Source organism: Marinovum sp. E3 (assembly GCF_055755275.1).
In genome coordinates this window covers 92908-114721 of the sequence record NZ_JBVTQV010000003.1, presented here as the reverse complement: position 1 = coordinate 114721, position 21814 = coordinate 92908, and the positions used below count along the sequence as shown (strand labels likewise).

The window sequence follows — 21814 nt, the reverse complement described above, 5'->3', positions numbered from 1 at the left end:
CGACCGGTCACCGAAAACGGTGTTGCAGGGATTCGTTTTTGGGGGTACCAATAAAGTGCTAGTAAATCGGGACCCTCTGGAGTGCGTCACTGCCTTCGGGGGGTTTCTTTTTGCGCTGCTGTCTGCCTCCTTACTGCTCGGTTTCGTTTCTGCCTATCTGTTGGCCATGGCCAACATTAATGAAATCAACGTGTTACGTGATTATGATTGGTCTTCACGTTGCTTCCATTCTCGGTAAAGCCTTTCCAGGTTGCCTTCGACAAACCCGATAAAGCCCTGTTCATCCGTTGCCGTCACCTCGACAACGATCCGTTTGCCCTTCGCCTTGAACGCCAGCGAGGTTCCATCCAGACGCTCCAGCGGGGCAGGGGAGCTGGCCGGCTTTTGCGGCGCGGCTTCGCGCTGCGCCCTGGCTTCGATGTTCTGCATGGCCTCGATCGCGGCGGCCAGCCTTTCCGCAGGCGCCCCCGATCCGGGGATCAGGGGCAGGACGGCGTCACATGAGCCGGCGCCAATGCTTTTGACCAGGCGCCTCAATTCCAGCCAGGGGCGCCGGCCGGCCTCGTGCGCGGCACCGATCTTGTAGATGATGGTGTCGGGCACGTCCCGCGCCACGCCGATCAGTTTGCTCAGCGTCCCCTTGTCGACAGCGAGCACCTCGCCGATGTCGCTGCGGCTGAAGCCCTGTTCTTCCAGCTTGGTGGCAAAGATCGCCTGTTCGATGAAGCTGCGTTCCAGCCGGGCCGAGTTTTCCAGCGCCTGCGAGACAAGCGCCTCGCGCTGGTCCATTTCCTTGATGTAGGCTTTGACCTTGATCCCAAGCGCGCGACAGGCGGCAATGCGCCGCCGCCCGTAGACCACCTCGTAACGTGGTCCGGCCCCGCGGCGATAACGCAGCAGGGCAGGGAGTTGTTGGCCGGAGGTGCGGATCGACGCAATCAGATCCTCGAGCCCGTCAGCCACGTCGAACCGGTCGGCAATCTCGGAATCCGCAATTTCAGCAACATCCAACTCTTGCGCCGATTGCGCCGAGACCTGCGACAGGACATCCGACATGCTCTTGATCGAACGCGGCGCTGCCGTTTCCTGTTGCGGCGCGGGCGTGGCCGGAGCCGCTGGCTTCGACCCCATCTGGGCCAGGCTCTTGGCCAGAAGATCACGTTTCATGGATGCCTCCCCGACCCCAGGCCGATTGGATCATGTCCTCGATGTCGTTCGAGAAGCCGATGGCGGATTCAAGCGCGCGGTCATACGTCTTGCGGTTCTTCGACCCCACGAGATCGACCTCGAAGATCGTTTTCTGCGACAGCCCGGCTTCGCTCACCGCGGAGGATTTGACAAAGGGTGTCTTGACGACGCTTTCGCCCAGCAGTTCCCTGATCCATTCGGCCAGATCCTGCTGCGTGCTGATGGCGGTGTCGAACCGGGTCAACAGATAGGCGAAATTGTCATAGGCGCCGATACCGCCATTGGTATAGAGCACTTCGAGGATGCCCGAGGCCATGGTCAGGAACTGGCTGGCCGAGGCCAGGTCGACGCGCTCGGGAATGACGGTCATCAAAAGCGATGTCGATGCGCAGGCGGCCGCCATGGTCAGATATCCGAGTTGCGGCGGACAGTCGATCAGCACGATATCGTAATTGTCCTCAACCTGGCGCAGGGAATCGCGGATGCGGTTGAAGAAAACCGGCTGTTCGCCACGGCTCAGGGCCGTCGGCGTCTCGGTTTCGAATTCCGAGAGCATGATCCCGCCGGGGACAAGATCGAGATTCGGAAAATAAGTGCCTTTCAAGACGTCGGTGATCGGTTGCCGCGAGGTGTCGCCGTCGTTGTAACGGATCGCATCGTACAGCGTGCCGCCGTGACGGAAATCGATCTCGGGCTGGTATCCGAAAAAGGTGGTGAGAGAGGCCTGCGGATCGGCATCCACCAGGCACACGCGGTATCCGCGCAGGGCAAGTCTCATCCCTAGGGTGACTGTTGTCGTCGTCTTGCTCGAGCCGCCCTTGAAGTTGACGGTCGACCAGATTTGCAGCTTGTCCCCCGGGCGCCGACCGGGAAGGAACTGATAGGGGTCCTTCGCGCTCTGAGCCAGAATGTTGCGGATTTCCAAGATGTTGTCGGCTGTATAGAGGCGTTTGTTGCCGGGGCCTTGCTCTACCTCGGGGATGCGCCCGTCAAAATGCGCCTTGCGGAGATATCCGTCACTCACGCGCAGCAACTCGCCCACCTCGGCGGTGGTGAAGCTGCGAAGCGTCTTCTCTTCCTTGGGAGCCAGGAAAAGCTTGGACATGTGTTCAAGGGCTTCGGAAAGCCTGTTAGCATCCGCCTTGAGCTTGTCATGCAACACAGGGTGCATCGTGGTCTGCCCGTCTTGTTCCGCCTGTTTCGCGTTACTCCCTCTTGCCTGTCGAGGTTGGATTCGAGGAACGCGGCCGGCAATTTTTCTTTTGTTTCGCGTTACAGGTATGCAGGGTAGCCTTCTGAAACTCAAGAAAAATGTTCGCGCATGCCTTGTATCTCGAAGGGTTTCATTCCCCGGATGCAATGAAAATTTTGGCGACGGACCAAATGGCGCAAGTGTAAGACATTGAATTTTATGCCTAAAGTTATGCACAGGTTGTCCACATCCGCGGCTTTCCGGCTCTCGGGGCCTCAGAATGCTACGTTCTGCCTTTGTCTGTTGTAACGCTCACTGCAAAATTTCGGCGGGCTCTGCGTCCTCTGAATAGGGCGCAACGATTCTCGCACGACGCCACATAACAGTCTGCACATCGAGGGACGAACCGGATATTGGCGTTACTGGATCGCCGCAGGCTGGGAAAAGCACAGTGTTGGCAGGCATCCGACGAAATTATCGGACATATTGAGCGATAGCCTAGCGGGGCGGTTTTTGGTGGATAAGGATACTATAAGCGCCGTGCGGTGTTCCCGGTTTCCGATGTCGGTCGGGGATGGTGGTCTGACGGCCGCGCGGAAAAGGCTTGAATATCACACCGGGCCCGCGCGAGTCTCGCGCAAGCCCGGCGCGCATGCTTTCGGGCAGGCAACCCAAGGATCCTGGCCCGTGACACTCTATCTTCGCTCGCTGCGACCGGTGCAATTGCGTCTGATCTCGGCAATCGCCAGGCATGGCAAGCTGCGCCTGGCGGCGGATACCTGCAACATGACGACGCCGGCGGCCTCGCGCATGTTGGCCGAGATCGAAAGCCAACTTGGCACCGAATTGTTCACCCGTACGCCCAAGGGCATGTTGCCGACACCCGCAGGCCGGGTGCTGGTCAATCATGCCCGCAAGCTGGTGCATGACATTGACCAGATGGCGCAGGACTTCGCGGCTCATCTTGGGGGCACCGGTGGCTCGGTGCGGGTCGGAGCAGTCACCGGGGGCGCCCTTGCGGCGGCGATCCCGGCGATCCTGGACCTGAAATCGGAGGCGCCGTTGGTGGATGTTGCGCTGGATGTATCCTCATCTTCACGCTTGATGTGGGGGCTGGAGCGCGGCGAATTCGATTTCACCCTGAGCCGCGTCGGGCCGCATGATTATTCCCGCGACTTCGAGATCCATCCGGCCGGCGATGAAGCCGTGCTGTTGATGGTGCGCCGCGGGCATCCCATGGCCGAGGCCGGCGAGGTGACGCTGGCCGAGTTGCGCGACCAGGCCTGGACGATGCAGGATCGCGGCGCGCCCATCCGACACGCCTTGGAAATCGCCTTTCACGAAGAGGGGACGGACCTGCCGGCAAACCTGATCAAGACCGCTTCGGTGGTGGCGATCATGGCCTTGCTGCGCGACTCCGACGTCATTGCCGTGGTCACTCATGAAGTGGCCGATCTTCTGCTGTCGCCGCCCTTTTGCGCCGACCTGGCCCTGCTTCGGACGGTGCGGCAGATCCGGATCGAGCCCTATCACATCCTCTGCCCGCGCGATCGATTGATGTCGCCGGCGGCCCAGCGTCTGCTGGCGCTGGTCCAGGCCCGTCTGGGCCGCTAGTGTGTTACCAATACTGTCAACGCGATAGTCCGAGATGTAAATTGTTGGGCAATCCGTCCTCGGCATAGGCTCCCCTCAACACAAGGTTTGCATCCGGAGGGGACATGAAGAGCCGCGCAACAATTCACCGGGATTTTGCCATCGCGCAGATCGACGATCGCCTCTATTCGGCTTTTATCGAGCACATGGGCCGGGCCATCTATACCGGCATCTATGAACCGGATCACCCGACCGCCAACGCCGACGGTTTCCGCCAGGACGTGCTCGAACTGGTGCGGGGGCTGAAGATCCCGGCAATCCGCTATCCGGGTGGCAATTTCGTTTCCGCCTACAAATGGGAAGACGGGATCGGCCCGCAAGCGGATCGCCCGGTGCGGCTCGATCTCGCCTGGCGCTCGAAAGAGACCAACCAGGTGGGCATCAACGAGTTTGCGAAATGGGCACGCGACGCCGAGATCGAGATGATGCTGGCGGTCAATCTCGGCACCCGCGGCATCGAGGAGGCGCGCAATTTCGTCGAATATTGCAACCATCCCTCGGGCACCTATTGGAGCGACCTGCGCCGCAGCCATGGGGTCGACCAACCCTATGGCGTGAACATGTGGTGCCTGGGCAACGAGATGGACGGCCCCTGGCAGATCGGCCACATGGAGGCCAAGGAATACGGCCGCCTGGCCGACGAGACATCCAAGGCGGTCAAGGCTTTCGGCAAGGGAATCGAGACCGTGGTCTGCGGCTCGTCGAACGACCAGATGCCGACCTATCCCGACTGGGAGCGGCAGGTGCTGGAGGAATGCTACGAGAACGTCGATTACATCTCGCTGCACAAGTATTTCGGCAACAACAGCCGCGACAGCCTGAACTACTTTGCCAAGATCGAGGAGACCGGGCGGTATATCCAGTCGATCGGCGGCGTCATCGATTACGTCAAGGCCAAGAAACGGGCCAAGAATGACATCTACATCTGCTTCGATGAATGGAATGTCTGGTATCACAACCGCGCGCAGGATTCGAAGAATTGGCAGTCCTGGGACTGGCCCGAGGCGCCCGCGCTGCTGGAAGAGGATTACAACCTCGAAGATGCGATCTTTGTCGGCGGTCTGCTCAACGAGTTCATCCGCCGCTCGGATCGGGTCAAGATCGCCTGTATCGCGCAGCTTGTGAATGTCATCGCGCCGATCCGCACAGAGACCGGCGGCCCGGCCTGGGCGACGACGATCTATTACCCCTATCAATTCGCCAGCCTCCATGGCCGGGGAACGGCGCTGAACGTCGCGGTGGACGGCCCCCGATATGATGCCAGGGTGGCGCAGGACGTGAACTACCTGGATGTTGCGGCGGTTCTGGCGCCCGACGGCAGGTCGATCACCATCTTTGCGATAAACCGTAGCCCGGACGCGACCATGGACCTCGACCTTGCGCTGCACGGTTTCGATGGCCTCGGCCTGATCGATCACCAGGTGATGGGCGGCAACAGCGCCGATGCGCGGATCGCCAATACCGCGGCAGAGCCCGACCGGATCACGCCACGCAAGGGCGAAAAGCTGGCGGTTGCCGATGGCAGGGTGACCGGTGAACTGCCCGCGTTCTCTTATAGCGTGATCCGATTGTCGGTCGGCTGACGGCAGAATGGGTGAGGAACCGGAAAAGGGGGGAGCGGCAATGCAGGACACCGGAGTTCATCTGAGAGACGTCAAGAAGAGCTTTGGCGCGGTGGATGTGATCCGGGGGGTCGACATGGACATTCCGCGCGGTCAGTTCGCGGTGTTCGTCGGCCCCTCGGGCTGCGGCAAATCTACCCTGCTGCGGATGATTGCCGGCCTCGAGGACACCAGCGATGGCCAGATCGCCATCGGCGCGCGCGATGTGACGCACGAAGACCCGGCAGATCGCGGCGTGGCCATGGTGTTCCAATCTTACGCCCTTTACCCGCATCTCTCGGTGTTCGAGAACATGGCGTTCAGCCTGCGCCTGGCAAAACGGCCCAGGGCGGAGGTCGACGAAAAGGTGCGCCGGGCGGCCGGCATCCTGAAACTGTCGGACCACCTGGACAAGAAGTCGGCGCAATTGTCCGGCGGTCAGCGACAGCGGGTGGCCATCGGCCGCGCCATCGTGCGGGCGCCGGATGTGTTCCTGTTCGACGAGCCGCTGTCGAACCTCGATGCCGAGCTGCGGGTGCAGATGCGCCTCGAATTGGCGCGGCTGCACAAGCAGCTCGGCGCGACGATGATCTATGTCACCCATGATCAGGTCGAGGCGATGACCCTGGCCGACACGATCTTTGTGCTGCAAGGCGGGCACGTACAACAACATGGCGCGCCGCTTGATCTCTATGACGACCCGTCGAACCGCTTCGTGGCGGGCTTTATCGGATCGCCGTCGATGAACTTTTTCGAGGCAACGGTCGCCGGCCATACCAAGGACGGCATTACCGCCCAGCTGGCCGGCCAGCCCGACCAGAGCTTTGATATTCCGCTGCGCCATCGCCCGGAGCAAGGCACCGTCCTCGTGCTGGGCATGCGGCCCGAGCATCTGATGGTAACGGCAGCGGGCGGCATGCGTGTCACCGTGGACGTCGCCGAAGAGCTGGGCGGCGTGTCCTATCAGCATGGCACGCTGGAGGGCGGCGAAGCCGTGATTTTCCAGCAGACCGGCGCGCGCCACGGCATGCACGGCACGGTCCAGACCGTCACGCCCGAGCTGGCACGGATCTTTGTATTCGACAAGAGTGGTGACCGGGTTCGGTAGGGTCACGAGAACAGCAGGAGGAGACTGAAATGATTAGAAAAATTGGGAAACTGACCGCGGCAACCGCCTTGGCTTTGGGGCTTTCGGGCCCGGCTTGGGCGCAGGTCGAGGTCGAGTGGTGGGATTTCCTTGGCGGCGGCGACGGCGTGCGCATGAAGGCGCTGATCGGCCAGTTCAACGAGGAACACCCCGACATTCAGATCAACGGCACCACGCTGGAATGGGGGCTGCCGTTTTATACCAAGGTGCGCACCTCGGTGGCGGTCGGGCAGGGGCCCGACATCATGACCTATCACCTGTCGCGCCTGCCTCTGGCGCTCGAGGAGGGCGTGCTGTCGCCGATCACCGAGGCCGATCTCGAGACCGCCGGGATCTCGACCGGCGATTTCTTCCCGGCCTCCATCGCCGCCGCCTCGAGCGAGGACGGCGCGCTGATGGCCGTGCCTTTCGACATCCATGCCATCGTCACCTATTACAACCGCACCGCGCTGGAAGGCACCGAATGGCTGGACGCTGACGGCAACCTGACCGGGCTGAACTCGATCGACGACGTGACCGCGCTGCTGACCTGGGCCAAGGACCACGGCTTTTCTGATCCGCTGAGCTTTCAGACCGAGGGCGGCGGCGGCACTTGGCGCGTCTTCTATACCCTGCTGCGCCAGCAGAACGGCGAGATGCTGACCGATGGCGAAGTGCTGGCCGGTGACAATCTCGACAAGGCGGCCAATGCGATCAAGATCATGGCTGATTGGCGCGCTGCCGGGCTGATCCCGGAGCAGGCCGCCTACGAGGCGTCCGTGGCGCTGTTTTCAGGCGGCAAATCGGTGCTGCACATCAACGGCGTCTGGGAAGTGCCGACCTTCAAGGACCAGACTGAGGCCGACACTCTGGGCTTTGACTGGTTCGCCAACGAGGTGCCGCAGCTGATGGACCAGCCCGCGACCTGGGCGGACAGCCACGCCTTTGCCATCCCCAATGATCCCGATATGGACGCCGAAACCCGCGACGCGGTTCTGACCGTGATCGGCTGGATGGAAAAGCACTCCCTGGACTGGGCGGGCGCCGGCCACATCCCGGCGTACAAGCCGACGGTGGACAGCGACGCATATGGCGCGTTGCAACCGAACGCGACCTATGCCTCTCTGGCCGGCAACGCGGCCTTTGATCCGCGCTCCAAAATCGCCGGCGTCGCCTCGCCGATCTATGACGCGGTGGACAACCTGATCGCCCCTGCGGTGCATGGGTTCCTCAGCGCCGATGATGCCGCGGCCGAGATGAAAGCCCAGCTCCAAGCACTGTTGAACTGAAGACGATGGCCGGGGATGTGACATACATGTTCCCGGCGTCACATGCCGAAGGCAGGGAGGCCGTCATGTCGAAAGCAAACCGTCGCCGTCGCGAATTGCGGGCCGCAGGCCTGTTGATCGCGCCCTTCCTGCTGGTCTTCACGGTTTTCTTTCTCTACCCGACCTACAAGGTCATCGCGCTCAGCTTTACCGATGCGCCACTGATCGGCGAGGGCACCTGGATCGGGCTGGCGAACTACGTCAAGCTGTTCAACGACCGGCTGTTCTACACCTCGCTCTGGAACAACTTCTACTTCGTGCTGCTGACCGTCGTGCCGACCACGGTGATCGCGCTTCTGATCGCGCTGGCGGTGAGCAAGCTGAAGGGCCGGATGCAGGCGCTGGTGCTGACGCTGTTTTTCCTGCCCTATGTGCTGCCGGTCTCGGTCGTCACCATGATCTGGACCTGGATGCTGGATTTCCAGTTCGGCATCCTGCAACCGCTGATCGCGGCGGTGACGGGCAAACCGGTGCCGGTGTTCAAGAACCCCTATTGGGTGATGCCGATGATCGCCGTCGTCACCATCTGGTGGACCAATGGCTTCAACGTGCTGTTGCTCATCGCCGGGCTGCGCAACATTCCCCAGGATCTCTACGAGGCCGCGGCCCTGGATGGGGCCACGTCATGGCAGCGCTTCTGGCGGATCACCTGGCCGCTGCTCTGGCCGATCACCGCGCTGGTGCTGACGCTGCAACTGATCCTTCAACTCAAGCTTTTCGATCAGGTCTACCTGCTGTCGAATGGCGGCCCCTTCAACCAGTCGTATGTGGTGCTGATGCAGATGTACCGCGAGGCCTTTCAGCTCAACAACGGCGGCTATGCCTCGGCCATCGCCATGGTGCTCTTCGGGATCATCGTCATCGTCTCGGTCCTGCAATTCCAGCTGCTGCGTATCGGAGCCCGTAAATGACCGCCAAACGCGCCCGCAACCTCGCCTTTTCCGCCATCGTGCTGATCGCCGCCGCGATCTGGATCTTTCCGCTCTACTGGGCGCTGACCACCTCGCTGCGCAGCGAGAACCGGATCATCTCGGACGCCGGCGTGCTGATCGACGAGCTGAATTTCTCGGCCTATATCGATGTGCTGTCGACCTCGAAGCTGCCGCTCTGGTATCTCAATTCGGTGGGCACCTCGGTGATCATCACCGTCATCGTCCTGCTGACCGGCATGATGTGCGCCTATGCGCTGTCGCAGCTCAGGTTCCCGGGGCGCCAGACGCTCTATCTTCTGGTGGTGGCGAGCTTCATGGTGCCGGTGCCGGCGCTTTACGTGGCGCAGTTCGTGCTGATGAACGATCTCGACATGGTCAATACCTGGTGGGGGATCATCCTGCCGCAATTGATCGTGCCGGTGGTGGTGATCGTCTACAAGCAGTTTTTCGACGCCATTCCGCGCGAAATGCGCGAGGCGGTGCTGCTGGACGGCGGCGGCGAGTTCGTGCTGCTGTTCAAGCTGTACCTGCCGCTGAACTGGGGTATCACCGCGGCGCTGGCGATCATCACCTTCATCTCGGCCTGGAACAATTTTTTCTGGCCGTTCCTGGTGGTCACCAGCGAGGACATGATGACCATCCCGGTCGGCATTACCCAGGTCACCGATGCCTTTGGCGTGGCCTATGCCCGGATGATGGCGCTGGCGCTTCTGGCCGCCGCGCCGGTGATCATCGGCTACCTGATCTTCCAGCGGCGCGTCACCGAAGCGGTGATGATCTCGGCCGGGGTGAAAGGCTAGGGGGTTTCGCGGGCGCTATGCCCCGCCGCGCTCAGAGCCGCCGCAGCACCTCGTTCAGCAGGCGCTGCGCGACCGGCGACAAGGCGCGGTGGCGGACATGCAGCACCAGGTAGTTCGACACCACGATGTTTTCGTCGGTTTCGACAATCGCCAATCCGGGGGCGATGCGGGCCAGGAGCTGCCCGACCTCCCGGGTCTGAGGCGAGACCGCCCGGGAATCCGAGACGATGTTCAGGGCGATGAGCAAGGAAGAGCTGTTTGTCACCTGCGCCGGCGTCGGTAGACGGTTTTCCAGAAACGCGGTTTCCAGTGCGGTACGGATCGGTGACCCCGGTTCCTGAATGACAAACTCGTAGGGCAGGGTCTCTGACAGCGCCACCCGTCGGCCTGCAAGCGGATGATCGGCGCTTGCCACCAGGCAGACGGTTTCGGTGCGGCCGGGATAGGCCTGAAAGGCCCGCAGGTCGCTGTCTGATCCGACCCGCGCCAGCACGAAATCGAACCGGCCTTCCTCGAGCCCGCGGATCAATGTCACCGAGGGCGCCACCTCGATGGTGGGCTGGATGTCCGGCATCTCGGCGCGCACGGCCATCAGCGCGGGCACCAGGGCGCCCACCGCCGGCCCGGTGACCGCGCCGACGCGCACCGCGCCGGCGGTGCCGCCCTGAAGCTGCGCGATCTCGGTGGTCAGCGTGTCCACCTCGGCGAGGATGACCCGGGCGTGGCGCACGAAGGCCGCGCCGATCGGCGTCGGCGCCATCCCGCGCGGCAGACGTTCGAACAGCGGCCCGCCGGCATCGGTTTCGATCTCGGACAACATGCGCGAGGCGGCGGGTTGCGACATGCCCACCGCATCCGCCGCAAGCTGCAACTTGCCATGATCGCGGATGGCGCAGATCAGCTTGAGATGGGACGGTTTCATCCGTTGGGTCAGGGCGGAGGTCATGCGACTTAGGCATATCATATATGTTATGTCGGTCGTCAATGTTCGAATTAGTATGATATGTTTTGCCCGGTTACTTTGGCCCCCAAGGCGCTTCCGATGCAACGAGCGGCGCCTCAGAGGAGGACAAAATGACATTCAAATCCATTCTCGCCAGCACCGCGCTGGCGACCATTCTTGCCACCAGTGCCTATGCCGATGGTCTTGTCGGGATTGCCATGCCCACAAAATCATCCGCCCGCTGGATCTCGGACGGCGAGTCGATGGTGCAGCAGTTCGAAGCCGCGGGTTACGAGACCATCCTGCAATACGCCGAAGATGACATTCCCAACCAGCTGGCGCAGATTGAGAACATGATCACCAACGGCGTCGATGCGCTGGTGATCGCGGCGATTGACGGCACCACCCTGTCGAACGCGCTGGAGAACGCGAGTTTCGCCGGCATCGAGGTAATCGCCTATGACCGTCTGATCCGCGACAGCGGCAATGTCAGCTATTACGCCACCTTCGACAACTTCAAGGTCGGCGTGCAGCAGGCCGAGACGCTCGTCGCCGGGCTCGAGGAACGCTATCCCGATGTCGCGCCTTGGAATGTCGAGCTGTTCGGCGGCTCGCCCGACGACAACAACGCCTATTTCTTCTACGATGGCGCGATGTCGGTGCTGCAACCGCTGATCGACAGCGGCAAGGTCAACGTCGTCTCGGGCCAGATGGGCATGGACACGGTGGGCACCCTGCGTTGGGACGGCGCGGTGGCGCAGGCGCGGATGGATAATCTGCTTTCGGCGCATTACACCGACAAGCAGGTGCATGGCGTTCTGTCGCCTTACGATGGGCTGTCCATCGGCATCCTGTCTTCGCTCAAAGGTGTGGGCTACGGCACCGGCGACACGCCGATGCCGATCGTCACCGGTCAGGACGCCGAGGTGCCTTCGGTCAAGTCGATCCTGGCGGGCGAACAGTATTCTACGATCTTCAAGGATACCCGCGAACTCGCCCGCGTCACCGTTGGCATGGTCGAGGCCTTGCTGGAAGGCGGCGAGCCCGAGATCAACGACACCGAGACCTATGACAACGGCGTCAAGGTCGTGCCGTCCTATCTGCTCGAGCCGCTGAAGGTCACCGAGGAGAACTGGCAGGAACGCCTGATCGACACCGGCTATTACACCCTCGATCAGATCAAGTAAGCGCTCCGGCGCATTTCTCTCCCTGTCGTTGATCTGACGGGCCGGTCTGCATCGTCGGGCCGGTCCGCCTGAAATTCCCCGAACCCGTGAGGCACCCGCCATGCAGGACATGCTGCTGGACATGCGCTCCATCACCAAGACCTTTCCGGGCGTCAAGGCGCTCGACAATGTCTCGTTGCAGGTCAAGACCGGCGAGATTCACGCCATCTGCGGCGAGAACGGCGCCGGCAAGTCGACGCTGATGAAAGTGCTCTCCGGCGTCTACCCGGCGGGCAGCTACGACGGCGAAATCCATTATGACGGCGCCCTGACCGAGATGCGCGACATCGCCGACAGCGAGGCGCGCGGCATCATCATCATCCACCAGGAACTGGCGCTGGTGCCGCTGCTGTCGATTGCCGAGAACCTGTTTCTCGGCAATGAAAACGCCCGCGGCGGCGTCATCGACTGGCGCGACACCAACCGCAGGACCGAGGCGCTGTTGCGCAAGGTGGGCCTGCGCGATGCCCCGACGACGCAGGTCGAAAAGCTGGGCGTCGGCAAGCAGCAACTGGTCGAGATCGCCAAGGCGCTGGCCAAGGAGGTGCGGTTGCTGATCCTCGACGAGCCGACCTCGGCCCTGTCGGAGAGCGACAGCCAGAAACTGCTCGACCTGATGCTCGAGCTCAAGGCGCAGGGCATGACGCAGATCATCATCAGCCACAAGCTGAACGAGGTGCGCCGCGTGGCCGACAGCGTCACGGTGATCCGCGACGGCCAGTCGGTCAGCAGTTTCGACACCAGCGACGGCATCACCGAAGACCGCATCGTGCGCGACATGGTGGGCCGGTCGATGGAAAACCGCTATCCCGAGCGGACCCCGGAGATCGGCGAACGCATCATGCGCGTTGCCGACTGGTCGGTCTATCACCCCGAGCATGACGACCGGCAGGTGATCAAGGACGTCGGCTTTGACGTCCGCGCCGGCGAGGTGGTCGGCATCGCCGGCCTGATGGGGGCCGGCCGGACCGAGCTTGCCATGTCGATCTTCGGCCGGAGCTGGGGGCAGAACATCTCGGGCACGGTCGAGATGCACGGCCAGCCGGCGGATGTCTCGGACGTCAGCCGCGCCATTGCCGCCGGGCTGGCCTATGTGCCGGAGGATCGCAAGAGCCTCGGGCTGATCCTCGACGACAGCATCACCCGCAACATCACCATCTCCAACCTGCCGGACGTGGCGCGCGGGCCGGTGCTGAACGAACATGCCGAAAAGCGCGTGGCCGAAAAATATCGCGGTGATCTGGGGATCCGCACGCCAGGTGTGTTCCAGAAGGTGGTGAACCTCTCGGGCGGCAACCAGCAAAAGGTCGTGCTGTCCAAATGGCTCTTTGCCGGCCCCGAAGTGCTGATCCTGGACGAGCCGACCCGCGGCATCGACGTCGGGGCGAAATACGAAATTTACGGTCTGATCAACGATCTCGCCGCCGCCGGCAAGGGCGTGGTGATGATCTCGTCGGAGATGCCGGAACTGCTGGGCATGTGCGACCGGATCTACGTGATGAACGAAGGCGCCTTCGTGGGCGAAATGCCCGCAAGCGACGCCAGTCAGGAGCGCATCATGTCGCTCATCGTGAACAACTAGGGGGCTTGCCATGTCGATGGCCGAAGACACCAACCAAAAGGCCGGCGGCTCGGGCCGACTTGCCGAATACCTCACCGCGCATCTGCGCGAATACGGGCTGCTGTTTGCTCTGATCGCGATCATGGCGTTTTTTCAGGTGGTCACCAGCGGCACCTTGCTGCGCCCGATCAACCTGACCAACCTGCTGTTGCAGAACAGCTATATCGTCATCATGGCGCTGGGGATGCTGATCGTCATCGTCGCCGGGCACATCGACCTGTCGGTCGGTTCGGTGATGGGATTTGTCGGGGCGCTGGCGGCGGTGATGGTGGTCAACTGGGAGGTGCCCATCGCCGTGACCATGGCGACATGCGTCGTGGTCGGGGCGCTGATCGGCGGCGCGCAGGGCTATTGGGTGGCCTATTGGAAAATTCCCAGCTTCATCGTGACGCTTGCCGGGATGCTGGTGTTCCGCGGCTTGTCGCTGTGGCTTCTGGAAGGCCAGTCGGTCGGCCCCTTCCCGCGCGAATTCCAGGTGATCGCCACCGGTTTCGTGCCGGATGTCCTGCCCGGCGGCGAGGCGCTGAAAGGCGTCCTCGGCACCCGCAATTTCAATGTGCTTGCCTGCGCCATCGGCATCATCGCCGCAAGCTGGGTGGTCTGGTCCGGGCTGCGCAAGCGCGCCCACAACAAAGCCTACGGCATCGAGGACGAACCGCGCGCCTTCTTTGTGGTGCGCACCGCGATCATCGCGCTGGCGCTGGTCTTCATCCTCTACAAGCTGGCGACCTTTCGGGGCCTGCCCAATGTGCTGCTGACCATGGGCGTTCTGACCGTTGTCTATGCCTTCATCACCGAACGCACGGTGCTGGGCCGCCGCATCTATGCGCTTGGCGGCAACGAGAAGGCGGCCAAGCTCTCGGGCATCAAGACCGAACGGCTGACCTTCCTGGCCTTCGTCAACATGGGCATCCTGGCGGCCATCGCGGGACTGGTCTTTGCCGCCCGCCTGAACACCGCGACCCCCAAGGCCGGGTTCGCGCTGGAACTCGACGTGATCGCGGCGGTCTTTATCGGCGGGGCGTCGATGTCGGGCGGCGTTGGCCGGATCGTCGGCGCCGTGGTCGGCGCCTTCCTGATGGGGGTTCTCAACAACGGCATGTCGATCATGGGCATCGGCATCGATTACCAGCAGATGATCAAGGGGCTGGTGCTGCTCGCGGCCGTGATCTTCGACGTCTACAACAAGAAGAAGGGCTGAGGCATGGCTTTCAAACCCGCCAAATGGCCGCGCAAGTTGCGCTCTGCCGAATGGTACGAGGGCAGCACGAAGGACGTGATCTATCATCGCGGCTGGATGAAGAACCAGGGCTATCCCGACGATCTCTTTGACGGCCGCCCGGTGATCGGCATCCTCAACACCTGGTCCGACATGACGCCCTGCAACGGTCACCTGCGCGAGCTGGCGGAAAAGGTGAAGGCCGGCATCTGGGAGGCCGGCGGGTTTCCGATGGAGGTGCCGGTATTCTCGGCCTCGGAAAACACCTTCCGCCCCACCGCGATGATGTTCCGCAACCTCGCCTCCCTCAGCATCGAGGAACAGATCCGCGGCCAGCCGATGGACGGCTGCGTGCTGATGGTGGGTTGCGACAAGACCACGCCGTCGCTTCTGATGGCGGCCGCGTCCTGTGACCTGCCGTCCATCGTGGTGACCGGCGGGCCGATGCTGAACGGCTGGTTCCAGGGCGAAAGGGTCGGCGCGGGCACGCACCTGTGGCGCTTTTCCGAGGCAGTGAAGGCCGGAGAGATGGCGCCGGAGGACTTCCTCGAAGCGGAATCGGCCGTCACCCGTTCCTCCGGCACCTGCAACACCATGGGCACGGCGTCGAGCATGGCGAGCATGGCCGAGGCGCTTGGCATGGCGCTCTCGGGCAATGCGGCGATCCCGGCGGTGGACAGCCGCCGCCGGGTCATGGCGCAGCTTTCCGGGCGGCGTATCGTGCAGATGGTCAAGGACGACCTGAAACCCTCGGACATCCTGACCCGCGAGGCATTCGAAAATGCCATCCGTTGCAACGGGGCGGTGGGTGGTTCGACCAACACGGTCGTTCACATGTTGGCCATCGCGGGCCGGGTGGGCGTGGATCTCACGCTGGACGACTGGGACCGGTGCGGGCGTGACATTGCCACGATCCTCAACCTGCAACCCTCGGGCAAATACCTGATGGAGGAATTCTTCTATGCCGGCGGTCTGCCTGTGGTGCTGAAACGGCTGGCCGAGGGCGGCAAGCTGCACAAGACGGCTCTGACCGTTTCGGGCCGAACGATCTGGGACGAGGTCAAGGACGCAAAGAACTGGAACGAGGACGTGATCCTGCCGCTCGATAAGGCCTTGACGCAAAAGGGCGGGATCGCGGTGCTGACGGGCAATCTTGCGCCGAAGGGGGCGATCCTCAAACCCTCGGCCGCCTCGCCGCATCTGATGCAGCATCGCGGCCGCGCCGTCGTCTTCGAGGACATCGACAATTACAAGGCCAGGATCAACGATGACACGCTCGACATCGACGAGACCTGCATCATGGTGCTCAAGAACTGCGGCCCCAAAGGCTATCCCGGCATGGCCGAGGTCGGCAACATGGGACTGCCGCCCAAGGTACTGAAGAAAGGCGTCAAGGACATGATCCGCATTTCCGATGCGCGCATGTCCGGCACCGCCTATGGCACGGTGATCCTGCACACCTCGCCCGAGGCGGCGGCGGGCGGGCCGCTGGCGGTTGTCCGCAGCGGCGACATGATCGAGGTCGATGTCGAAAACCGGCGCCTGCACCTCGACATCACCGAGGCGGAATTGCAGGCGCGGCTGGCCGATTGGACGCCGGCGCATGAACGCGCCGAAAGCGGCTATGCCTGGCTGCACCAGGCGCATGTGGAAGGCGCGGATACCGGCGCCGACCTGGATTTCCTCAAGGGCTGCCGCGGGGCGCCCGTGGGCAAGGATTCTCACTGATGAAAATAGCCCTCGTTGGCATAGGAAAGATCGCGGTGGACGAGCATGTGCCCGCGATATCGGACAGCCCCGACTGGGAACTCGCCGCCACCGTCAGCCGGGAGGGCGCGGTTGACGGCGTGGAGGCCTTTACCGACCTCGGCGCCATGCTCGAGGCGCGGCCCGACATTCGCGTCGTCTCGCTCTGCCTGCCCCCGGTGCCGCGGTTTGCCTATGCGATGCAGGCCATTGCGGCCGGGCGCCATGTCATGCTGGAAAAGCCGCCCGGGGCCACGCTGGCCGAGTGCCATGCGCTCGAGCGGGCGGCGCGGGCAGCGGGGCTGACGCTCTACACCACCTGGCATTCGCGCGCGGCCGAGATGGTCGGGGCGGCGAAAGCCTGGCTGGAGGACAAGACGCTGACGTCGCTGACCGTGACCTGGAAAGAGGACGTGCGGCGCTGGCATCCGGGGCAGAGCTGGCTCTGGGAGCCGGGCGGTCTCGGTGTCTTTGACCCGGGCATCAACGCGCTGTCGATCGTGACCGAGATTCTGGCCGAAGACCTGCATGTCACCCAGGCGGTGCTGGAGGTGCCCGAGAACTGCCAGACGCCGATTGCGGCCCGGGTCGGGTTTTGCCATCCCGGCGGCGCCAGGGCCGAGGCCGTTTTCGACTGGCGCCAGCAAGGCGATCAGATCTGGGAGATCGTGGCGGTGACCGAAAGCGGCAGCCTCCGGCTGGCCGATGGCGGTGCAAGGCTCGAGATCGACGGCACGGTCAAGGGCGCGGCTGCGGCGCTCGCCGGGGAATACCCGCGGCTCTACAAGCGTATGGCCGACCTGGTGCGTCAGGGGCAATGCGATGTCGATCTGCGTCCGATGACCCTGGTGGCCGATATCTTCACGCTCGGCCGGCGCGAACGTGTGGCGCCCTTTGTCGAGAGTGCGACCGATGCCGCTTGACCCGCCGACCGAGGAAAGCCTGACCATTGCGCGCGGGCCGTCGCGGGCGCGGATCCTGACCTATGGCGCCACGCTGGCCGACTTTCGCCTCGATGGCTTTGCCCATTCGCTGGTGCTGGGCAGTGAGGACGCCGTCGCCTATCGCGGCCCGATGCGCTATTTCGGGGCCATTGTCGGACCGATTGCCAATCGCATAGCAGGCGGCCGGGCGCCACTCGACGGCGGGATCGTCACACTCGCGACCAACGAGGGCGACACCGCGCTGCACGGCGGTCCGCAGGGACTGTCGCAGCGCACCTGGAGCATCGAGAGCCGGGACCGGCATCGGGTGGTCCTTGGCATCGCGTCCGACCCGGGTGATGGCGGTCCGCCTGGGCCGCTGACGATCCGGGTGGCCTATGAGATCGAGGAGGACGGCGCGCTGCGGCTCGAGATCACAGGTCAGAGCCCGGCGCGAACTTTCTGCAACCCGGCCTTTCACGGCTATTGGTGTCTCGGCGGCGAGGGCCTGGCCGGGCATCGACTGCGTGTTGCCGCCGATCATTATCTGCCGACCGACCGGGCGCTGATCCCCGCCGGCGAGATCGCACCGGTCGCCGGCACGGCCTATGACCTGCGAAGCCCGACGCCATTGCCGGCCGCTGTCGATCTTGACACCAACTTCTGCCTGAATGGCACGGGCTTTCGCAAGGTCGCGTGGCTGGAAACCGACCGGCTGACGATGACGGTGGAGACCGATGCGCCGGGACTTCAGATCTATGATGCCGCCGGTCTCGACACGCGCCCGGCGCGGGGCCATCACGGAAAGCCCTATGGTGCCTTTGCCGGTCTGGCGATGGAGCCCCAGCTCTGGCCCGATGCGCCGAACCACCCAGAGTTTCCCTCGATCGAGTTGAGCCCCAACAGGGTGTTCCGCCAATCCTCCCGTTTCAGATTCATCCGCAAGGAGACCCCATGATCCAACCATTGACCGGAATCCTCCCCGTGGCGCCGACGCCGTTTCACGCCGACGGGGCCATCGACACCGAGGGCATGACACGGGTGCTGGACTGCATGATCGACCAGGGGGTCGACGCGATCTGCATCCTGGCCAATTACTCGGAACAATTCGTTCTGTCGGATGAAGAGCGCGCCACTCTGACCCGGTTCTCGCTCGAGCATGTGGCGGGCCGGGTGCCGGTGATCGTCACCACCAGCCATTTCAGCACTCAGGTGGTGGTCGATCGCGCCCGCGAGGCCGAAGCCCTGGGCGCGGCGATGCTGATGATGATGCCGCCTTATCACGGTGTGGGTCTGGTGCCGGGCGAGGCGGCGATCTTCGAGCATTTCGCCGCCGCGTCGGATGCGGTCTCGATCCCGATCATGGTGCAGGATGCGCCACTATCGGGCGCGACCTTGCCGGTGCCACTGCTGGTGCGGATGGCGAAAGAGATCGAGAATGTCAGCTATTTCAAGATGGAAACACCGTTTGCCGCCGACAAGCTGGCGGCGTTGATCGAGGCGGGGGGCGAGCATATCGTTGGCCCGTTTGACGGCGAAGAGGCGGTGACCCTGCTGGCCGACCTGGATGCCGGCTGCACCGGCACCATGACCTCGGCGCTGCAACCCGAACTGATCCGGCCCATCGTCACCGAGTATCGCGCCGGCAATGTCGATGCTGCGCTGGCGCAATGGCGCGCCTGCCTGCCGCTGATCAACCATGAAAACCGCCAATGCGGGCTGCGTGCGGCCAAGACCGTGATGCAGGCGGGGGGCGTGATCGGTTCGGATCACGTGCGCCATCCGCTCAAACCGATGACGGACCGGACGCGGGCCCGGCTGCTGCAACTGGCGGCCGAAAGCGACGTGATCGCGCTGCGCTGGGGAAAGTGAGGACAACAAGATGGCCTATGACCACAAAGGCAAGCATCTGATCGCAGGCGATTGGATCGGGTCCGACGACAGTTTTGACTCGCAGCCGGTGACCGGGCCGGCGCTCAGTTTTGCGGCGGGTGGCGCAGAGGAAGTGGACCGCGCCGCACGGGCCGCGGAACGCGCGTTTTCGACCTACGGCAACACCTCTCGCGCCGCGCGGGCGGATTTTCTCGAGGCCATCGCCGAAGAGATCGAGGGACGTGGCGCCGAGATCACCCGGCTTGGCTGCGCCGAGACCGGCCTGCCGGCCGCCCGGTTGGAGGGTGAGCGCGGACGCACCACCGGCCAGCTCAGACTGTTTGCGGCGCATATCCGCGAGGGCCGCCATCTTGACCGGCGTCATGATCCGGCGCTGCCCGAGCGGCAGCCCTTGCCGCGGCCAGATCTGCGAATGGTTCAGCGGCCCCTCGGGCCGGTGGCGGTCTTTGGCGCCTCGAATTTCCCGCTCGCCTTTTCGACTGCGGGCGGGGACACCGCATCGGCCCTCGCCGCCGGATGTCCGGTTGTGGTCAAGGGCCATCCGGCGCATCCGGCCACCGGCGAGATTGTCGCGGAGGCCATTGCCGCGGCCGTCGCGCGCAGCGGCATGCCGCCGGGCACCTTTTCCTTTGTTCAGGGAACCAGCCATGCCCTTGGCGGCGCCCTGGTCCAACACCCCCTGATCCGCGCGGTCGGCTTCACCGGATCGCTGGCGGGCGGCCGGGCGCTCTTCGATCTCTGCGCTGCCCGCCCCGAACCGATCCCGTTCTTTGGCGAGCTGGGCTCGGTAAACCCGGTCTTTCTCCTGCCGGCGGCGCTTGCGTCTCGGGCGACCGAGCTTGGCGCGGCCTGGGCCGCATCGCTGACCATGGGGGTGGGCCAGTTCTGCACCAAGCCGGGCATCGTGGTGGCCGCCGAGGGGCCGGGGCTCGAGGCCTTCACTCAGGCGGCGGCCCGCGCGGCCTCCGATGTGGCCGCCTCGGCGATGCTGACCGAGGGGATCGCAAGCGCCTTCGGGCGCGGCGCGGCGCAGGTCAGATCGCGGCCCGGCGTGACGGAGATCCTCAATGCTCCCGCCGAGGGGCGACAGGCCGGGCCGGCGCTGTTCCGGGTCAGCGCCCGGGACTGGCTTGCACAAAGTGCGCTGGCCGAAGAGGTCTTTGGACCGCTGGGCCTTGTCGTGACCGCTTCCGGGCCGGAGCAGATGCTCGAGGTTGCCAGAAGCCTGAAAGGCCAGCTGACCGCAACGCTTCAGCTCGACGAGGCCGACACCGACCTGGCGCGGGAATTCGTTCCGGTTCTGGAACACAAGGCCGGGCGCGTGCTTGTGAACGGCTTTCCGACCGGGGTCGAGGTGGCAGATGCGATGGTACATGGCGGGCCCTATCCCGCATCTACCAATTTTGGCGCTACCTCGGTCGGCACCCTGGCGATCCGCCGGTTCCTGCGGCCGGTATGTTACCAGAACATGCCCGAGCGCCTGTTGCCGGCAGACCTGCGCGACGACTGACCGGCCTGCCGGCCCTGGCCCGGCTAAAGGTCGGTCAAGGCGCGGCAGAGCGGGTGTGAAGGGTCGCGCAGCCCGTCGATGACGTCGAAATGGTGGCGGTCGGCTTCGGCGATCAGGGGCACCGGAGCGTCAGCCGTGCTCCAGGCCTCGGACAGCAGCGCCGACTGACGCAGGAACTCGGGCCGCTCCGCCGCCCCGACCCAAGCCGTCACCTCGACGTTGGGCACCAATCGGCACAGCGCCGGGCTTTCGGCGGCGGCCTCCTCGGGGGTGAGTTTGAGCGAATCGTTCATCGGGTTGAGTTGCAGCGGACGCAGGTCATGCACGCCGCTGATCGAAACCACCCGGTCGACTCGAGCCAGCACCTCGGGGGGCAGGGGGCTGTCGTCGCAGACCATGCGGGTCACGAGATGCCCGCCGGCGGAATGCCCGGTCAGACGGATCGGTCCGGGCACCCGCGCGGCCATCGCGGCGATGGCCCGCCCGATCTGGCCGGTGATCTCGCTGATGCGCGCTTCGGGGGCCAGGGTATAGCCGGGCAGGGCGACGGCCCAGCCCTGCGCCAGCGCGCTTGCCGCGAGATGGGACCAGTAGGATTTGTCGAAGGCCAGCCAGAAGCCGCCATGCACGATAACCACCAGACCATGGGCGGCCTGTTGCGGCAGGAAGATGTCATACGTTTCGCGCGGATGATCGCCGTAGGGCAGGTCCAACTCGCCTGCCACGTCCTCGCGAAATCGTGCCGCCGCGGCGGCCCATCTGTCGGGATAGTCATCGCCTTCGGGAATATGCGCGGCATTGGCAAAGGCGTCGCCCCAGTCGATCCCCGTCAAATCGCTCATCGTCAAATCCTCTCCCTTCGTCTGCCGATCTTTATTCAAGCATAAAAGGTTTATGCTTGAAATAACTTTCT

18 protein-coding genes are annotated in these 21814 nt (G+C 63.8%); 14 read left to right on the top strand and 4 right to left on the bottom strand.

Features of this window, described 5'->3' with window-relative positions:
* Positions 1–201: 201 nt before the first annotated feature.
* Together repB and repA are read right to left on the bottom strand one after the other, a co-directional pair.
* Positions 202–1167: a plasmid partitioning protein RepB gene (repB, locus tag AC0J5K_RS19790; RefSeq protein WP_283638642.1), complete on the bottom strand. Its 966-nt coding sequence runs from the start codon at positions 1165–1167 to the stop codon at positions 202–204.
* Positions 1157–2350, bottom strand: coding sequence for a plasmid partitioning protein RepA (gene repA / locus AC0J5K_RS19785; RefSeq protein WP_283638643.1), 1194 nt, complete (start codon positions 2348–2350; stop codon positions 1157–1159). Before repA ends, repB begins: the two co-directional genes overlap by 11 nt.
* Positions 2351–3067: 717 nt before the next feature.
* On the opposite strand from repA, the gene AC0J5K_RS19780 reads away from it, so the two are divergent.
* The 6 genes from AC0J5K_RS19780 (at position 3068) to AC0J5K_RS19755 (ending at position 9820) form a co-directional block, all read left to right on the top strand.
* Positions 3068–3994: a LysR family transcriptional regulator gene (locus tag AC0J5K_RS19780; RefSeq protein WP_074837063.1), complete on the top strand. Its 927-nt coding sequence runs from the start codon at positions 3068–3070 to the stop codon at positions 3992–3994.
* A gap of 104 nt (positions 3995–4098) precedes the next feature.
* Complete coding sequence (gene arfA, locus AC0J5K_RS19775; protein WP_420398544.1) at positions 4099–5616, top strand: arabinosylfuranosidase ArfA; 1518 nt, start codon at positions 4099–4101, stop codon at positions 5614–5616.
* Positions 5617–5656: 40 nt separating this feature from the next.
* The gene (locus AC0J5K_RS19770) at positions 5657–6742 is read left to right on the top strand and encodes an ABC transporter ATP-binding protein (protein WP_420398545.1); all 1086 of its coding nucleotides are present in this window, start codon (positions 5657–5659) and stop codon (positions 6740–6742) included.
* A 32-nt stretch (positions 6743–6774) separates the two neighbouring features.
* Entirely contained in the window at positions 6775–8049 is a 1275-nt protein-coding gene (locus AC0J5K_RS19765) for an extracellular solute-binding protein (protein ID WP_473009937.1), read from the top strand.
* A gap of 65 nt (positions 8050–8114) precedes the next feature.
* On the top strand, positions 8115–8999 hold the full coding sequence (locus AC0J5K_RS19760; protein WP_074837168.1) for a carbohydrate ABC transporter permease: 885 nt from the start codon (positions 8115–8117) through the stop codon (positions 8997–8999).
* Entirely contained in the window at positions 8996–9820 is an 825-nt protein-coding gene (locus tag AC0J5K_RS19755; RefSeq protein ID WP_074837066.1) for a carbohydrate ABC transporter permease, read from the top strand. Before AC0J5K_RS19760 ends, AC0J5K_RS19755 begins: the two co-directional genes overlap by 4 nt.
* Before the next feature lie 31 nt (positions 9821–9851).
* On the opposite strand, the gene AC0J5K_RS19750 is transcribed toward AC0J5K_RS19755, so the two are convergent.
* Positions 9852–10742 carry a LysR family transcriptional regulator gene (locus tag AC0J5K_RS19750; RefSeq protein WP_244526504.1) on the bottom strand — a complete coding sequence of 297 codons (891 nt, stop codon included), beginning with the start codon at positions 10740–10742 and terminating at the stop codon, positions 9852–9854.
* A gap of 152 nt (positions 10743–10894) precedes the next feature.
* Between AC0J5K_RS19750 and chvE the strand changes: the two genes are divergently transcribed.
* From chvE to AC0J5K_RS19710, 8 genes are all read left to right on the top strand, one after another.
* Positions 10895–11950 carry a multiple monosaccharide ABC transporter substrate-binding protein gene (chvE, locus tag AC0J5K_RS19745; protein ID WP_283643404.1) on the top strand — a complete coding sequence of 352 codons (1056 nt, stop codon included), beginning with the start codon at positions 10895–10897 and terminating at the stop codon, positions 11948–11950.
* 100 nt (positions 11951–12050) lie between these two features.
* Positions 12051–13571: a multiple monosaccharide ABC transporter ATP-binding protein gene (gene mmsA / locus AC0J5K_RS19740; protein ID WP_283646363.1), complete on the top strand. Its 1521-nt coding sequence runs from the start codon at positions 12051–12053 to the stop codon at positions 13569–13571.
* 10 nt (positions 13572–13581) lie between these two features.
* Positions 13582–14811 carry a multiple monosaccharide ABC transporter permease gene (gene mmsB / locus AC0J5K_RS19735; protein WP_074837070.1) on the top strand — a complete coding sequence of 410 codons (1230 nt, stop codon included), beginning with the start codon at positions 13582–13584 and terminating at the stop codon, positions 14809–14811.
* A gap of 3 nt (positions 14812–14814) precedes the next feature.
* A complete protein-coding gene (araD, locus tag AC0J5K_RS19730; protein WP_420398546.1) occupies positions 14815–16557 on the top strand; it encodes an L-arabinonate dehydratase in 1743 nt (580 codons plus the stop codon).
* Positions 16557–17498, top strand: a complete 942-nt coding sequence (locus tag AC0J5K_RS19725; protein WP_283646362.1) for a Gfo/Idh/MocA family protein — start codon at positions 16557–16559, stop codon at positions 17496–17498. Before araD ends, AC0J5K_RS19725 begins: the two co-directional genes overlap by 1 nt.
* Positions 17488–18456, top strand: a complete 969-nt coding sequence (locus tag AC0J5K_RS19720; RefSeq protein WP_420398547.1) for an aldose epimerase family protein — start codon at positions 17488–17490, stop codon at positions 18454–18456. Before AC0J5K_RS19725 ends, AC0J5K_RS19720 begins: the two co-directional genes overlap by 11 nt.
* The gene (locus AC0J5K_RS19715; RefSeq protein ID WP_420398548.1) at positions 18453–19370 is read left to right on the top strand and encodes a dihydrodipicolinate synthase family protein; all 918 of its coding nucleotides are present in this window, start codon (positions 18453–18455) and stop codon (positions 19368–19370) included. The genes AC0J5K_RS19720 and AC0J5K_RS19715 overlap by 4 nt, the downstream gene beginning before the upstream one ends.
* A gap of 10 nt (positions 19371–19380) precedes the next feature.
* Positions 19381–20901: an aldehyde dehydrogenase (NADP(+)) gene (locus tag AC0J5K_RS19710; RefSeq protein ID WP_420398549.1), complete on the top strand. Its 1521-nt coding sequence runs from the start codon at positions 19381–19383 to the stop codon at positions 20899–20901.
* 23 nt (positions 20902–20924) lie between these two features.
* Here AC0J5K_RS19710 and AC0J5K_RS19705 read toward each other — a convergent pair whose 3' ends face one another.
* Entirely contained in the window at positions 20925–21743 is an 819-nt protein-coding gene (locus AC0J5K_RS19705; RefSeq protein ID WP_074837076.1) for an alpha/beta hydrolase, read from the bottom strand.
* Positions 21744–21814 lie beyond the last annotated feature (71 nt).